Below are 16,147 nucleotides of genomic sequence, written 5' to 3'. Positions count from 1 at the left end.
CATCTGAATTCGTAGCAGAGGCGAAATGGTTTAGTTTGGCAATATCGATGCCGACATAGATCATAAGATCAACTCCTTTGTTAAAATTCACTGTGATTGTCCACCTAGTTTTATCATCATAAACTTGCGTGAGATGAAAACTCTAAGGCTTATCCAACTATAAATGATTCAGATAAAACTGTGGCAATACTCTCCTTAAAATAGTCAAAGCTATAGGAAATCATAAAAAGTCCACAGTGTTAAATTGATTATATCAAAATTGAAGAAAGAAAGGAGAGTATGCATGTATTTGGACTCAAATACATCATACAAGTTGTTATGAAAAGAGGTTCAAGGTTAGTTTCTAATACGTTAGTTTTGTTATTGACGGTTTTAGTTTTTTTGATGTTTGCATTTGTTGGAACGAAAACTGGGGCTGCTACATTATCTAAGCCTACCCATGTTTCTTGCTATGCAAAAACCTATAATTCAGTATCTCTAAAGTGGAATAAAGTAAAGAGTGCCAAGAGTTATGTGGTTTATAAGTATAACGATAGTGCTAAGGAGTATGATAAAATATCGGTCACCAGAAAGTCCAGTTATAAAATAACAGGACTGAAAAAAGGCACATCGTATCTTTTCGTAGTAAAGTCAGCAAAGACTACAGGGGGAACTGTTTTAAGTAAGCCATCACAGTCATTGTCCGTAACTACTTATTATCCTAAATCATATACGATCACAACATCGTCCTTACCGTGCAATAAGAAAATGCTGAAATATTCATATTATACAGCCCAGACAAAATCCTACTATACGATACGATCATATATGGAGTTGTTTGAAAAATGCGGTGGCGGTACATTGAGATTAACTTCAGGCGTTTATAGTGTGACGAATACTATTTTTGTTCCTTCAAATGTGACCATAATACTTGACAATGGAGCAAAGATTGTCAAATCTAAAAAGACGGGGTCAGGTCTTTCGCCTTCTCACTCGATTTTTCATCTTATCAGACCTAGCAAAGGAAAGAAATCAGGCGTGGTTGGCGGATATGGCGGAGAAAAGAATATAGTATTTAAAGGTAGCGGAAATGCTACGATGGATATGAAAAGCGAAACGGATTCCAACTGTATAGAGACTGGACACAATACTGATATAACCATTACCGGTATAGCCTTTAAGAATGCTAAACATGGACATTTTATCGAACTGGACGCATGCAAATCTGTAACGATAACTGACTGTAACTTCACAGGAATAGTAGGAGATGATGTTAGAGAGGCGATAAATCTGGATACGCCTGACAAGGCTACCGGAGGGTATACCGCTGTCTGGAGTAAATTTGACAAGACCGCAGATTACAATGTTAGTATCAGTGATTGTACTTTCTCGAATATGGGCAGATCTGTGGGCACTCATAACTACAGTTATGGACATCCACACAGACATATAACAATTACCAATTGTACTATGACAGGCATGCGCTCTTATGGTATCGGTCTGATGTATTGGGAGGATAGTTCAATAACAGGAAACAGTATAACAGGTTCGGATACAGCTATGAAGAGCAAGGCGGCGGGCATACTTGGAAAAGGTGTGACAAGTTGCACGATAAAAAATAATACTATAGATAATTATTACTATGGCATGTTATTTAAATCCGAGAAAAGTTCAGGATATCCAGAAATAAGCAATCATCTTACCCAAGATGAAATCAGCAATCTTAACCACAACACTGCAGACACGACGGGTTTTTATTATGATAATAACGATAGTGATCCAATAAGACTATATTTTAACAGATAAGACAACTTACTATTCAATATTGCCTTGCCTTGACAATAATCATTACCGGTTCTATACTTATTATCAGTGCAAAATATTGATTTGTTATGTTGTTGCGTGTAGTATCAAGTATGTTTACCTATACCAGACCAAGGCAATATGAGGGAGTAGGGATGAGTGTTAGATCGAATTTTTTAAAAATCGCTTTTTTTTCAATGGTCATGATCATGACTGTATTTTTATGTGCTTTTGGCAGTAATGAAGTCAGTGCGGCTTCTATTGCAAGACCTGCAGGTGTTAGTTGCTATAATAAAACTTACAATTCAGTTTCAATCAAATGGAACAAGGTCAAGAAGGCTAAGAGTTACGTCGTATATAAATATGACAGCTATACTAACCACTTTAAAAGAATATCTATTGTAAAAGGTAACACTAATGTAAAGTATACTGTCAAAGGTTTGACTAAGGGGACAGAATACAAATTTATGATCAAGTCGGCTAAGACTATTAAAGGAACTGGTGTCAGTAAATCTTCAGAAGTTGTTACCGAAACTACATATAAGCCGGAATCGTATGCAATAACACCGGATTCTTTACCTTGTAATAGCAATATGCTGAATTACAGTCATTATAATTCGCAAACCAGACTGTACTATACTATAAGATCATATATGGAATTGTTTGAGAAATGTGGAGGTGGTACGCTGGAATTGAGCGCAGGCACATATTATATCACCAATACGATATTTATCCCTTCTAATGTTACGATAATACTGGATGATGGTGTGGAAATGATTAAGGAAGAAAATACAGGCTGCGATATGGCACCTTCGCATTCAATGTTTCACTTAATAAGGCCAAGTAAAGGAAAGAAAGCGAATTCTGTAGGTGGATACAACGGTGAAAGAAACATTAAGCTAATAGGAAATGGATCGGCTACTATTGACATGAAGAGTTATGATAATTCCAATTGCATAGAAACGGGTCATAATTACAGGTTATCTATCGCGGGAATCAGTTTTAAAAATATAATGCATGGGCATTTTATTGAGATGGATGCATGTAAGTCAGTGACAGTAAAGAACTGTAATTTTTCCGGTATTACCGGTGATGATATAAGAGAAGCTATTAATCTGGACACACCTGATGAGGCTACAGGTGGGTATACAGCTGTGTGGAGTAAATTCGATAAAACAGCTAATTATAAAGTGAACATAAGCAATTGTACTTTTTCTGATATGGGCAGGTCTGTTGGAACTCATAATTATAGTTATGGACATCCACACAGATATATAAGTATCACTAATTGCACCATGACGGGCATGAGATCTTACGGAATAGATATGATGTATTGGCAGGATTCAACGATCACCGGTAATAAAATCACTGGATCAGATGATGCTATGATCAAGGGCGCCGGCATACTTGGTAAAGGTATTACCAGGTGTACAATCAAGGATAATATCATAGATAAATTTTACTATGGAATGCTGTTTAAATCAGAACAAAGTTCGGGGTATGCTGAAATCACTAACGACCTTTCTGATTCTAATATTTCGGATTTAAGTCATAATTATACGGGAGTTATAGGTGTTGATTTAAAGGGTAAAAATTATTCTGGCCTTTACTGTTCAGATGACTCTTCTAGTTGGATTCGTTTGCGCTTTAACAGATAATTTAAAATGAAATCACGAATCAATCGAGCCAAACAAGAGCTCCTTGCCTATGAAACAGCAGCAAGAAGCTCTTTTGATGATAAGTCATAAGTATTTGTATTTATACCCCTTGCATGGTATAATAAATAGATATATTTTTGTATAAGGATATGAAAGGTAAGAAATGAAAAGAGTAATAACATACGGTACTTTCGACTTGTTGCATTATGGTCATGTAAATCTTTTGCAAAGAGCCAAAGCGTTAGGCGATTATTTGATTGTAGCCGTTTCTACAGATGAATTCAATATGGATTCAAAAAATAAAAAGAGTTATTTCAATTATGAGGAACGTAAGCATTTAGTTGAAGCTATCAGATATGTAGATCTGGTAATACCTGAAAGAAGCTGGGATCAGAAAATAACTGATATTAAGGAATATAAAATAGACACCTTCGTAATTGGCGATGACTGGACCGGAAAATTTGATTACCTGAAAGAGTATTGCAATGTAGTCTACCTTGCCAGAACACCTGAAATCTCGACTACACAAATAAAGGCAAATCTGAAAAAGTAATCAACAGCAGGAGGAAATAATGTCACCGGAACAAAAAAGATTATTGAGTCTTTTCAAAGAAATAAATGATATATGTAACAGACACAACATCGTGTATTATATGGCTGGTGGTACCCTTATAGGTGCCATTCGTCATAAGGGATTCATACCATGGGATGATGATATGGATATACTTATGACCAGGGACAACTGGGAGAAGTTCATTGAGGTTACCAGAACTGATATACCTGAGAACAGAGTGCTCGAATGCCAGGAATTGGATAGAAACTATCCTAATATGTTTGGCAGATATACCGATGTAACTTCTACAGCAATTCATAATAATCAGGTCCTGGGAGATGGTATCTGCGGTTATGTAGTCGACATTCTTGTGCTAGATCCTATACCTGATAAGGAACATCATGAGAAATATACGGCTGATCTTATGTTATATTCTGATCTTGTTAATCCATCATTAAACTATAGTTATAGATTTGATGTTAACCAGAATCGATTTATGAAATATTACAAGCGAATGCAAAAAGAAGGAAAAGACAAAGTCCTTACAGAACTTGAAGATAAAATGTTCAGATATAATGAGGAAGATTGCCAGTATTACGTAATGAGATGGGGCGGAGCACCGTTTCTTTTTGATAAGGATATGTACGGTTCTTCCAGGTGGGGAGTTTTCGAGGGAGTTAAGTGTAGAATACCAGACAGAACTGCCGATTATCTGACATGGCATTACGGAGATGACTGGATGTATATACCACCTCATGGCGAACATGAATCTCATGATGCTATTTTTAGTTTTACAACCCAGTATAAAACCATACAAAATGATTATATGAGATATATTGATGTCCATAAGGTGCGCAAATCACTTATTAAAAGGAAGATGTTCTTTTTCAAGCATATGGATTCAAGACTCAGAATGAAGGATATGGAGGTTACTGCTATTGGGGTATCTGTTAAGATGGATACGCTGAAAGCAGTGGAAAACTGTGGCTTTGACATTTATGAGGCTTTGGATAATTGCGAATACGAAAAGATAAGCGAGTTATTCTCCGATTACTACAGTAAACAATTAAGCCGAAAAGTTATAGGGCGCGAGGACTATACAGGTATAAACAGATTCAGAAAACCGGGGTACTGCGATATAGGAGATGAACTTTTGTATCCGGCAGTAATGGTACTGATTCACACAGGACGTATAGCAAAGGCTGCCAGACTTTTGGATGTCAGAGAAATCAACAAAGGACCTTTAGACGATAAGCTTGCATCTGCAAGACAGTTGATAATGGACTTCAGAAAGGCTGTATCAGATGACGACCTTGGGCATAAAGACGAGTCCTTCGAACAAATGAAGTCGTTATATGAAAAATACAGTCATAATGATAATATCAATATGTTTTATATTGAACAGCTTTTAGAGCGTAATGATGTTATACTGGCCGAAAAGCTCTCAAAAAGGGCTCTGGACCTGTTCCCCAATAATGGAGTCTATATGAAGTATTTGGGCGATTGTATTTATGGCCAAGATGAGATGAAAGCCTTGAATATATATGCTGATGCGGTGAGCAATACAACGAATGGCGTTGTTTTGCTACAGATATCAGAAAGAGTAGAATCAAGAAAGACAGAACTTATGAGCAAAGCCGCTGCGGACCTTGATTTAGAATTGGCTAAATTGCTCACATTGCTTTCGCCTGATGATGTAGATCTGGTCAAACTGAAATATGATATCATGACAGAGACTACAAGCGATGGTTCAGAACTCGCCACAATCATTACTGAATTAAAGGATGAGTTGATTAAATTTGATATGGCTTCACCTATCAGGTCAGCTTTGAGCAACGCCTATATCAAACGTGGCGAGAGTGAGGCAACTGCCTCATTGAGAGTCTCTTTGGTTATGGCTTCGACTATAGACGAATACCATGAAATAAAAGATAAGGCTATTGAAATATGTCAGCAGCAACCGGATAGCCACGCATACAGGCTTCTGAGCGATGTGTATAATACATTGGGAATGACGACTGATGCAGACGCCTCTATGTCAGAGGCAGATAGGATGGAGAATTGATTGTATGAATGTTATCCAAAAGAAATCGTACGAATTGTTGAAAGAGGTAGACGACATATGCAATGAAAACGATATAGAGCACTATCTCGGGCCAACAGCTTTAGGCCTAGCAGCAACATATCAGGGTCATTCTGCCGATTCAATAAACCTGGATGTTATTATCCCAGCAAGTGAAATGCAGGCATTTGTAGATGCTGTCAATAAAGAAAACCGAACTGACAGAACGATAGATTATATGGGAAATTATAAGAACCACCTGTCATTCACTATAGAATATGTTGATAAAACCACTACTTTCCTTAATATGAAACAGGGAACAGATGTTTCATGTTATGGAGTAAAGGTGACGCTTTTACCTCTGCGTCGTGATGTTAAAGGCTTTAGCGGCACATGGGCAGGTGTTCTGGAAACAGGATGGGAATGTAATGGCTATCGGTTTACAAAGAACATCACTGTCAAGAGAATAATTGCTACAGGCATAGTGAGAATTGCAATGATAGTAGGCAAAGGAAGATTGGCCAGACATTTGTTCAAAAAACTTTGTAAGGTATATTCCGGAAGAAGTGAACTGGTCGCCTTCAAGAGACCAAAACAAAAACAATTCTTGGTAGATGGAAAATATTATGATTATCCAGTAAATGTCACATTTGAGGGCCGACAGTTCAAAGCTCCTTCTGATTTTGAGGCTATACTGAAGGCATTTTACGGTCCATTATGGAGAGAAAAACTGCTTTCTATGAATAAGGCATACAGTTCAACGATTATATCAAGCAGAGTACCGTACGAGGATTATTTGAGGGAATGCAGAGATAGTGGTCATGATATACGTGATTTGTTCGATGGAAATCGAAGGAATATGATAGATGGAGCTTTCGTATTGAAGGATTTCAAGGCTATGAAGCAAGCTATTTTAATAGCTAAAAGAAGTGGTGACAGGTTAAATTTTTACGAAGAATTTCAGCAAAAACGTGAAATAATACAAAACTTGTATTCGAATAAGAATTATGATAAACTAGCCTTAATTTTTGCTGAACACGAAGAAAAGACATTGTTCTATCTCAATAAAAAACTTGGCTTTTGTGTCAGTAAAGAGTACTTTGATATACAGTGCGATATTTTCAGATACGAGGGCAGAGGCTATATCATAGATAAGTTGACAAAGCTTATACCGGAAGAGCATTATAAACCAATCGTATAAATATAATTATACTTGATATAACGGAGGTAACAATGAAAACTAGTGACTATATTGCCGATTTTATGGTTGAACATGGCATAAGACATTGCTATGGATTTCAGGGTACAATGATAGCCCATTTGGTAGATTCAATTTGCAGAAACAAAAATTTAGAAAATCATGTTTGTTACAATGAACAGGGAGCAGCCTTTGCAGCTGTTGGTCAGGCAAAGGTCACCGGACAGGTGACATTCGCTTATTCGACCAGCGGGCCGGGAGCTGCTAATTTAATTTCAGGGATAGCAGACGCATATTATGACAGCACACCGGTAATATTCATTACCGGCCAATTGAATACATATGAGTATCTAAACGTACCTGGAATCAAACAACATGGATTTCAGGAGATGGATGTTATTGATACTGTCAGACCTGTTGTCAAGTATTGCGAAAAGGTAGAGGACGAACATGACCTCAGGCGCATACTGGAGCAGGCATATTATATGGCAACAGAGGGAAGAAAAGGTCCTGTACTCATAGATCTTCCTATGGATATGCAGAGAATGGAAATAGAGCCTTCACAGCTACCAGGCTTTGTTCCATGTGAAAATACAGATAAAACTCTGGATAGTGACGCTATAGCAGAAGATATAGTTAAGGCTCTGCACGAGGCTAAACGGCCGGTCATAGCTCTAGGCAATGGCGTAACCAAAGGAGACAGAGCAACAGTGCTGGCCATGATAGACAAGCTGGGAGTACCAGTGGTTACGAGCATGCTTGGCAGGGATATAATGTCTTATGATCATCCTTTGAACTTTGGATTCATAGGCGCAGGTTATGGCCACAGATATGCCAATATGATAGTACATAAGAAAGCAGACCTTATCATATCCCTGGGATGCAGTCTGTGCAAAAGGCAGACGGGTATGAAAACTGAGAACTTCGCAAGAAATGCCAGGATAATCAGGGTGGATATAGATCAGCATGAACTGGACAGAAAAATTCACCAGAATGAAGATTCATATCTGGGCGATTGCTGCTCAGTAATAGACGCTCTTAAAAACCAGAGTGTGTCGAAACTGGCTTCTGAAGAGTGGTTACAGGTATGCAATGATATAAGGACAGAACTCGAGGACTTTGACGACAGCTGTGATGAGCGTGAGCCAAATAAAGTTCTGGAACTCATAAGTGATTATACGGCAGATGCTAAAGTTATATGTTGCGACGTAGGCCAGCATCAGGTCTGGGGAGCGCAGTCATATAAAGTCAGAGACGACCAGAGATTGCTTTTCTCAGGTGGGCACGGTGCCATGGGGTTCTCGTTGCCTGCAGCTATCGGTGCGCATTACGCCTGCGATGCTCCTGTTGTGGCCATAGCCGGTGACGGCGCCATTCAGATGAATATCCAGGAATTACAGTGGGTATATCGCGAGCAGCTTCCTATAACAATATTTGTAATGAATAACAGGTCATTGGGACTCATTCAGCAGCAGCAGGATGATATCTTCGATGGGAGATATTACTCATCAGTTGCTGAAGGAGGTTATCTGACACCGGACTTCTGTGAAATAGGAAAGGCGTATAAACTCAATTCATATAAGGCCAAAGGCAGGGAAGAACTTGAAGCAGTATTGAAGAAACTTGATTTAAGTAAGCCTAATCTGGTTGATGTAGAATTGGATGTGAAATCACGGGCTTACCCTAAGACGTTCTTTGGTGAAGAAATGCATAATCAGAAACCGTATATGCCAGAGGAATTATTAAAGAGCATATTGGCAGAATAGGAGAAGAAGATGTCGAACATAACGGTGCTGACGTCCGGAACTTCCGGTATCGGCAGAGCTATAGCAGAAAAAATAATAAGCGAAGCCTCTGAAGGAGATAAGCTGATCATCAATTATGGTCATAATGACAAGGCTGCGGAGGAAATGAAGGAGAGTTTTCCGGAAAATAAACGTAGTATGGTGGACTTCATTAAGGCAGATATGTCAGACTATGATGAAATGCTGAAATTGGCCGAAAAAATCAAGAAGAAATATGACCACGTAGATTGGCTGGTCTTAAATACGGGCATAAGCACATATTTACCCTTTGATGAATACACATATGAACTCTGGGATAAGATAATGCGTACTAATGTAAACATCCCTGCGTTTCTTGTTAAGGAATTAAAGCCTATGATGGCAGAAAATGGAAACATTTTATTCATGGGTTCTCATGCAGGGCAGGCGCCGTATTCCTCGTCAATAGTATACGGAGTATCCAAGGCGGCAGTTATGTTTATGGCAAGAGATCTGGTTAAAGTTTTTGATGAACAAAAGGTATCTGTTAACGCTATTGCACCCGGCTTTATTGAAACAAGATGGCAGGACAACAGAAGCGATGAAAGCAGAGACCGTATCAATAGAAAAATCGCAGCACACAGATTTGGAACGCCTGAAGAAGTGGCAGAGTTGTGCTATACGGTATTGTCAAACGACTACCTTAACGGCAGCATTTATGATGTTCACGGTGGGTATGACTACTTTTAATCAGAAAATAGGAGGGGATTCACAATGAAAACTGTAATTACATACGGCACATTTGATTTATTTCATAAAGGTCATTACAACATTTTGAAGAGAGCTAAAGAAGAAGGCGATTATCTCATAGTAGGTGTGACCGGAGAACGATATGACACAGAGAGAGGTAAACTTTCTGTTAAAGACAGTCTGGCTACCAGAATAGAAAATGTCAGAAAGACCGGATTTGCTGATAAGATCATAGTTGAAGAATACCTGGGTCAGAAAATCCCGGATATAATCAAATACAATGTAGATGTACTGGTAATAGGATCAGACTGGAAGGGGAAATTTGATCACCTCAATAAATATTGTCAGGTAAAGTATCTTGAGAGAACCAAGGACATTTCCAGCACTCAGTTACGGGAAGAAATGCAGACATTTAAATTTGGTATCGCCACAGATGATCTATACGATAATGATAATGTTACAGAGCCTAAACACGTCAGTGGAATCCACGTAGAAAGCGTATTTTCTCCTGATAAGAAAACAGCTGATGAATTCTGCTCAGAATATGAATTATATAAGGGCTATACGGATTACGATGAATTCCTTAAAAGTGTCGATATAGTTTATGTTAAGGTAAAGAGAGAAGAACGTGCTAAATACGTTGAACGTGCGCTCTTACAGGGCAAGCATATAGTTGTTGATCCGCCTTGTACTTTAAGCCTTGAGGAAGATCACAGATTAAATAAACTGGCAGCTGAGCATCATGTGTTACTCTTGAATAATCTGCCAACGATTTATCTTCAGGCTTTTGGTCAGCTGTTATGGATGGCCAGAGGAAATCTTATCGGTGATCTGGTAAGCATCAAGATGAGCATAGCGAAAGAATCCTTCGATCCAAGATATGATCTGGATTTTTATGATATTGCATATTATCCTATGTGCGTAGCTGTTAAAATACTTGGTTATGATTATACCAGCTGCGATAAAAAATTAGTAAGGGATGAAGACGGTAATATCAATTATGCCATGATCAATGTCAATTATGAAAATGCTGTCGCTTCTGCAGAAATCAGCATGGATCCTGAAGTTACCGGAGGCATGACAATAATAGGTACCACAGGTACTATAATCGTCCCTGAGGATTGGTGGAGAGTCGGTTATTTCAAGTTGAAAACCAATGGCGAAAACAGTTACAAGCGCTATTGCTTCAATTTCGAAGGAAACGGATTCAGATATCTGATACAGGCGCTTCTTGGTATGATCAGATCAGATGAACCAAATTCAGAACGTATCACTGATGAAGAATCAGATGCTATAATCGAACTTTTGAATGATATCAGGTAGGGAATAGTGAAGAAAATCTTACTTAGAATATTTGTTCTGATGATGAATTTCATATATCTTTTCTTCAAGCCTTTGAAGCAAAAGAATAAAGTTACATTTGTCAGCAGACAGAGCAATACGGAAACTCTTGATTTTCGTATGCTCAGAGAAAATATAGAAAATAATAGTTCATTGCAGGTAGATGTACTGTGCAAAAAGCTGGACAAAGGTGTGGGAAATACTTTCGGGTATTTCCTGCATATGTTTTCACAGATGCACAGTTTCGCCACATCCAAGGTCATTGTGACGGATTCATACTGCATACTTCTTAGCATACTCAGGCACAAAAAGAACACTGCATGCATTCAGACATGGCATGCTCTCAGCGCTGTCAAAAAGTTTGGCTGTGAGACTGTTGGCAGAGAGGATGGATCTTCAGAAGTAGTTGCAACAGAAATGAAAATGCATCATAACTACGATTACGTTCTTTGTTCAAGCGATGTTACGGCTGAGTATTTCTGCAAAGGCTTTGGTTGTACCAAAGATAAAATCACCAAGATTGGTTTACCGAGAATAGATTATATTAATCAAAGAAAACCCGATATAAGGAAGGCGATATTCAGGAAATACCCTGAACTTGAAGATAAGAATAAGAAAAACATTATTTATGTGCCGACTATGAGACGTGGTAGAGGCGTAGACGTAAATGGGATAATAGACCGGCTTGATTTTAACAGGTTTAATCTGGTTGTACGTCTTCATCCACTTGAAATCGACAATGAGAGTTATGAGAAAAGAGAAGGAGTCATTTATGATAATGACTTTTTGTCATATGATATGCTGGAAGTAGCGGATATCGTTATAAGCGACTATTCGTCTTTTGTAGTTGAATCCAGTTTAAGAGATATTCCATTATTTCTGTATATTTATGATGTTAATGAATATGGAAAGTACAATGGACTCAATATGGATTTTGAGTCTGAAGCCATCGGGAAATATGCTTTCAGAAATTGCGATGAAATGATAAGCAGTTTCGATTCAGCGTATGATATGGATGCGCTTAGGATTTTCCGTAAGAAGTATGTTGATATAGATATGGCAGACTGTACTAAACAGCTTTCAGAATTTATCGAAAGGTTAGTCTATGAAAATTAAAAAAATAATAATGGATATTGCCAAAAGGAATACAACTTTCAGGAAATTCGCAAGAGGGGCCAGAGATAGGTTTGAACGGAACAAATTCGTCAGGATCAGGGATAAAACTACTACTGACAACAAACTGATATATTTTCAGACATTCAGTGGCAGGAGCTATGGAGATTCGCCTAAGGCTATATATAAAGAAATGCTCAAGGATGACCGATTCAGCGATTATTGTTTCGTATGGAGCTTTCTGGAGCCTGAAAAATACTCTTTCCTGGAAAATAACAGGAATACTAAGGTAATTAGCTCGAAAAGCGAAGAAGAACGAAAATATCTTGCAAGAGCAGGTTACTGGATATCAAACTATAGAATGCTTGATTACTACTGGCCTAAGAAGGACCAGATCTATGTCCAATGCTGGCATGGTACCCCGTTAAAGAGACTGGGTTATGACCTTGTCAAATCAGACAATGTAATGAATTCTATAGAAGAAATCAGAGAAAAATACAGAACAGATACTGAAAGATTTACTTACTTTTTGTCACCGTCTGCCTACGCCAGCGATAAATTCATAAGCGCATGGAATATGAAGGCTGCAGGTAAGGAAAATGCCATCATAGAAGAGGGCTATCCTCGCAATGATGAACTTTATACTGCCACTGAGGACGATATCAAGGCTCTGAAACGGGAAATGGGCATAGATGATATAGGCAATAAGAAGGTAATACTATATGCTCCTACATGGAGAGATAATCAGCATGTCAGTGGTGTAGGCTACACATATCAGCTTAATGTTGATTTTGATTATCTAAGGGAAAAACTGTCAGATGATTACATCATATTGTTCAGAGCCCACTACCTTGTGGCTAATAATTTCGATTTCGAGAAATACAAAGGATTCGTGTATAATGTTTCGGATCATGATGATGTGAATGGGGCTTTTCTTGTATCTGATATGCTTGTTACGGATTACTCAAGTGTATTCTTTGACTACGCCAATCTGAGGAGACCCGAAATATTCTATATGTACGACATGGAAGAATACAGAGATTCATTGAGAGGCTTTTACATAAGTACCGATGAATTACCTGGACCTATAGTAAAAAATGAATCAGCATTAGTAGATGCAATCAAATCAGCAAAGACAACGCCGGACGCAAAATACGAGGCATTTGTTAAAAAGTACGACTATAAGGATGATGGACATGCAGCAGAGAGAGTCATAGAAAAGTTATTCTTTGAAGACAGCAGAGAGTGAGGCCGATATGGGCGACAGGTTAGTGATAATAGACGGCAACAGCCTTATTAACAGGGCTTATTACGCTATGCAGAGACCAATGATAACCAAGGAGGGTATATATACTCAGGGTATCTTTGGGTTTTTGAATATGCTCGGCAAAATCATGGATGATTATGATCCTGACTATATGGCCGTCGCCTGGGACAAAAAAACGCCTACGTTCAGGCATAAGGCGTACGCTGACTACAAGGCCGGCAGGAAAAAAATGCCTACGGAACTTGCTATGGAGTTACCTTTGATGAAGGATATCCTTAATGCCATGAACATAGAAAACCTTGAAATCGACGGTTTCGAGGCTGATGATATTATAGGGACGGTGGCCAGGGCCGGCGAAGAAGAAGGGCTGGAGCCGCTTATTATAACAGGTGATAAGGATGCTCTTCAATTAGCGACTGATAAGACACATATACTCATAACCAGAAAGGGTATATCAGAATTTGACTTATATGACCGCGATAAAATGATAGAAAGATATGAACTTACGCCTGAGCAGTTTATCGACCTGAAAGGACTCATGGGCGATCAGTCAGACAATATACCCGGAATACCTGGAGTGGGTGAGAAGACGGGCATAAAACTGCTGAAGGAGTTTGGATCAGTGGCTGAACTACTGGCCAACACTGATAATATCAAGAATGAGAAGTTGAAGGCCAAAGTAGAGGATAACGCACAGCTTGCTGCCATGAGCAGAAAACTTGCTGAGATCAATACCAACGTGCCCATAGATTTCGATATCAAGGATATGAAGGTCACTGAACCGGATTACAAGTCCCTTGTAGAGATCTATAAGAAGCTGGAATTCAACAGTTTCCTGAAGAGACTGAATGTTACTTCAGAAGATCTTGGCGTGGAACCTGAAATGGACAGCAATACTGATAACTATAATAAACATGAAATCAACAGTGCAGATGCAGTAACAGAACTGGATATTATTCCCGACGATTCAGAAGTGGCAATAAAGATCTTTGGAGATCATAATCACGTAAGCGCTCCGTTGATCGAAGGTATCGCCATACTCTATGATAAAGAATACTATTACATATCTTCAGGCGGCGATACTGTCAAGGCGCTGGCAGAACTGTTGAACAGGAAAAAGTTCAGATTTATCGGCCATGACCTGGTAAAGGATTATTATGATTTATATAGTTGCGGAGCGGAAGATATAACCACAGCCTTTGATACAGCTGTTGCACAGTATGTTCTGGATCCGTCAAAGTCAACCTACGACATTAAAACCATGGCCCTTGAAGAGTTGCATTTTGATATTAAATCAGAGAAAGAAATGATGGAAGCCAGCGGCCAGACAGACCTGCTGGGCCAATCGGAAGCAGATTATGAAGACTACGGCCTGGACTGGTGCAGAGTTTGCATTGCTTTGTCACATAAACAGAAAGAAAGACTTGAGGCAAATAATCTCTCGCAACTATGCAATGAAATTGAATTCCCGCTGATACGGGCGCTGGCGTCTATGGAAAACTGCGGAGTTACAGTGGACAAGAGCATGCTCAGTGAAACGGGAATAAAACTTAAAGAAGAAATAGCAAAACTGGAATCTGCTATTTTTGAGATCTGCGGTGAGGAATTCAACATCAATTCGCCTGCTCAGCTGGGAGTCATACTTTTCGAGAAACTGGGTTTGCCTTCCGGAAAGAAGACTAAGCGAGGATACAGTACCAGCGCAGACGTATTAGAAAAGTTAAAAGATAAAAACTCCGTAGTGTCGATGATTCTGCAATACAGGACGATGACCAAACTCAACAGTACCTATGTGGAAGGTCTGAGTGGGCTTATAGGGAAAGACGGTAAGATCCACGCTCATTTCCAGCAAACAGTAGCGGCTACAGGAAGATTGAGCTGTACTGAGCCGAACCTGCAGAATATACCTGTACGTTATGAAATAGGAAGACAACTGAGGAAGGCCTTTGTTGCAGAGGAAGGGCACACCCTGATAGGCGCTGACTACTCACAGATCGAATTGAGAATAATGGCACACCTTTCAGGTGATGAAAATCTCATAAGCGCATTTAACAGCGGTGAGGACATACATAGAAAGACTGCTGCCCGTGTATTTGATATTGACTATGACAAGGTTACTTCTTTAGACAGAAGCAGGGCTAAAGCCGTTAATTTTGGCGTAATATATGGTATGAGCAGCTTCGGTCTTTCCGAGGAACTTCACATTACCAGAAAAGATGCGGAAAACTATATATCCGAGTACTTCGAAAAGCATGAAGCAGTAAAAAAATATCTGGATGATCAGGTAAAATCGGGGAAAGAGAAGGGGTATTCCCTTACCCTCTGTGGCCGCAGACGGTACATACCTGAAATAAATTCTTCGAATTATATGACGAGACAGTTCGGCGAGAGGCTGGCCATGAACAGCCCGATACAGGGCAGTGCTGCCGATATAATAAAGATAGCCATGAATGATGTCTATAAGGAATTGAAAGATAAGCGTATGAAGTCCACATTGATCCTGCAGATACATGATGAATTGATAATCAACGCTGTAGATGATGAATTAGACGCGGTGAAGGAGTTGCTGGTGAGGAATATGGAAAATGCCATGAAACTTAAAGTGAAACTCACCTGCGATCTTAACACAGGTAAGACCTGGTATGATTTGAAGGATTGAT

The 16,147-nt window shown here is 39.0% G+C and carries 11 protein-coding genes; all 11 read left to right on the top strand.

Translation table 11 applies throughout. The annotated features are described in order from the left end of the window. Positions 1–279 precede the first annotated feature (279 nt). The 11 genes from EV211_RS02780 (at position 280) to polA (ending at position 16,146) form a co-directional block, all read left to right on the top strand. Positions 280–1,785, top strand: coding sequence for a fibronectin type III domain-containing protein (locus EV211_RS02780; protein WP_133527909.1), 1,506 nt, complete (start codon positions 280–282; stop codon positions 1,783–1,785). Between the two features lie 152 nt (positions 1,786–1,937). Continuing rightward, the gene (locus EV211_RS02775) at positions 1,938–3,440 is read left to right on the top strand and encodes a fibronectin type III domain-containing protein (protein WP_166635348.1); all 1,503 of its coding nucleotides are present in this window, start codon (positions 1,938–1,940) and stop codon (positions 3,438–3,440) included. Between the two features lie 163 nt (positions 3,441–3,603). Continuing rightward, positions 3,604–3,993 carry a glycerol-3-phosphate cytidylyltransferase gene (gene tagD, locus EV211_RS02770; RefSeq protein ID WP_133527907.1) on the top strand — a complete coding sequence of 130 codons (390 nt, stop codon included), beginning with the start codon at positions 3,604–3,606 and terminating at the stop codon, positions 3,991–3,993. Positions 3,994–4,012: 19 nt separating this feature from the next. Further along, positions 4,013–6,058, top strand: coding sequence for a LicD family protein (locus EV211_RS02765; RefSeq protein WP_133527906.1), 2,046 nt, complete (start codon positions 4,013–4,015; stop codon positions 6,056–6,058). 4 nt (positions 6,059–6,062) lie between these two features. Further along, on the top strand, positions 6,063–7,256 hold the full coding sequence (locus EV211_RS02760) for a LicD family protein (protein WP_166635347.1): 1,194 nt from the start codon (positions 6,063–6,065) through the stop codon (positions 7,254–7,256). 32 nt (positions 7,257–7,288) lie between these two features. After that, entirely contained in the window at positions 7,289–9,019 is a 1,731-nt protein-coding gene (locus tag EV211_RS02755) for a thiamine pyrophosphate-binding protein (protein ID WP_133527904.1), read from the top strand. 9 nt (positions 9,020–9,028) lie between these two features. Further along, positions 9,029–9,766 (top strand): SDR family NAD(P)-dependent oxidoreductase, encoded by a 738-nt coding sequence (locus tag EV211_RS02750; protein WP_133527903.1) that lies wholly within the window; start codon positions 9,029–9,031, stop codon positions 9,764–9,766. A gap of 24 nt (positions 9,767–9,790) precedes the next feature. Then, positions 9,791–11,089, top strand: a complete 1,299-nt coding sequence (locus EV211_RS02745) for an adenylyltransferase/cytidyltransferase family protein (RefSeq protein ID WP_133527902.1) — start codon at positions 9,791–9,793, stop codon at positions 11,087–11,089. 6 nt (positions 11,090–11,095) lie between these two features. After that, complete coding sequence (locus EV211_RS02740; RefSeq protein ID WP_133527901.1) at positions 11,096–12,223, top strand: CDP-glycerol glycerophosphotransferase family protein; 1,128 nt, start codon at positions 11,096–11,098, stop codon at positions 12,221–12,223. Further along, positions 12,213–13,469 carry a CDP-glycerol glycerophosphotransferase family protein gene (locus EV211_RS02735; protein ID WP_133527900.1) on the top strand — a complete coding sequence of 419 codons (1,257 nt, stop codon included), beginning with the start codon at positions 12,213–12,215 and terminating at the stop codon, positions 13,467–13,469. The genes EV211_RS02740 and EV211_RS02735 overlap by 11 nt, the downstream gene beginning before the upstream one ends. A gap of 7 nt (positions 13,470–13,476) precedes the next feature. Further along, on the top strand, positions 13,477–16,146 hold the full coding sequence (gene polA / locus EV211_RS02730) for a DNA polymerase I (RefSeq protein WP_133527899.1): 2,670 nt from the start codon (positions 13,477–13,479) through the stop codon (positions 16,144–16,146). The last annotated feature ends 1 nt before the right edge of the window (position 16,147 follow it).

Source organism: Aminicella lysinilytica (genome assembly GCF_004362975.1).
Taxonomy (GTDB): domain Bacteria; phylum Bacillota; class Clostridia; order Peptostreptococcales; family Anaerovoracaceae; genus Aminicella; species Aminicella lysinilytica.
This window is presented reverse-complemented; position numbering and strand designations above follow the sequence as displayed.

What these genes read in the sequence shown, in the direction of transcription:
- EV211_RS02780 (WP_133527909.1), top strand. Translation starts at nt 280, where the DNA reads ATGCATGTATTTGGACTCAAATACATCATACAAGTTGTTATGAAAAGA.
- EV211_RS02775 (WP_166635348.1), top strand. Translation starts at nt 1,938, where the DNA reads ATGAGTGTTAGATCGAATTTTTTAAAAATCGCTTTTTTTTCAATGGTC.
- tagD (WP_133527907.1), top strand. Translation starts at nt 3,604, where the DNA reads ATGAAAAGAGTAATAACATACGGTACTTTCGACTTGTTGCATTATGGT.
- EV211_RS02765 (WP_133527906.1), top strand. Translation starts at nt 4,013, where the DNA reads ATGTCACCGGAACAAAAAAGATTATTGAGTCTTTTCAAAGAAATAAAT.
- EV211_RS02760 (WP_166635347.1), top strand. Translation starts at nt 6,063, where the DNA reads ATGAATGTTATCCAAAAGAAATCGTACGAATTGTTGAAAGAGGTAGAC.
- EV211_RS02755 (WP_133527904.1), top strand. Translation starts at nt 7,289, where the DNA reads ATGAAAACTAGTGACTATATTGCCGATTTTATGGTTGAACATGGCATA.
- EV211_RS02750 (WP_133527903.1), top strand. Translation starts at nt 9,029, where the DNA reads ATGTCGAACATAACGGTGCTGACGTCCGGAACTTCCGGTATCGGCAGA.
- EV211_RS02745 (WP_133527902.1), top strand. Translation starts at nt 9,791, where the DNA reads ATGAAAACTGTAATTACATACGGCACATTTGATTTATTTCATAAAGGT.
- EV211_RS02735 (WP_133527900.1), top strand. Translation starts at nt 12,213, where the DNA reads ATGAAAATTAAAAAAATAATAATGGATATTGCCAAAAGGAATACAACT.
- polA (WP_133527899.1), top strand. Translation starts at nt 13,477, where the DNA reads ATGGGCGACAGGTTAGTGATAATAGACGGCAACAGCCTTATTAACAGG.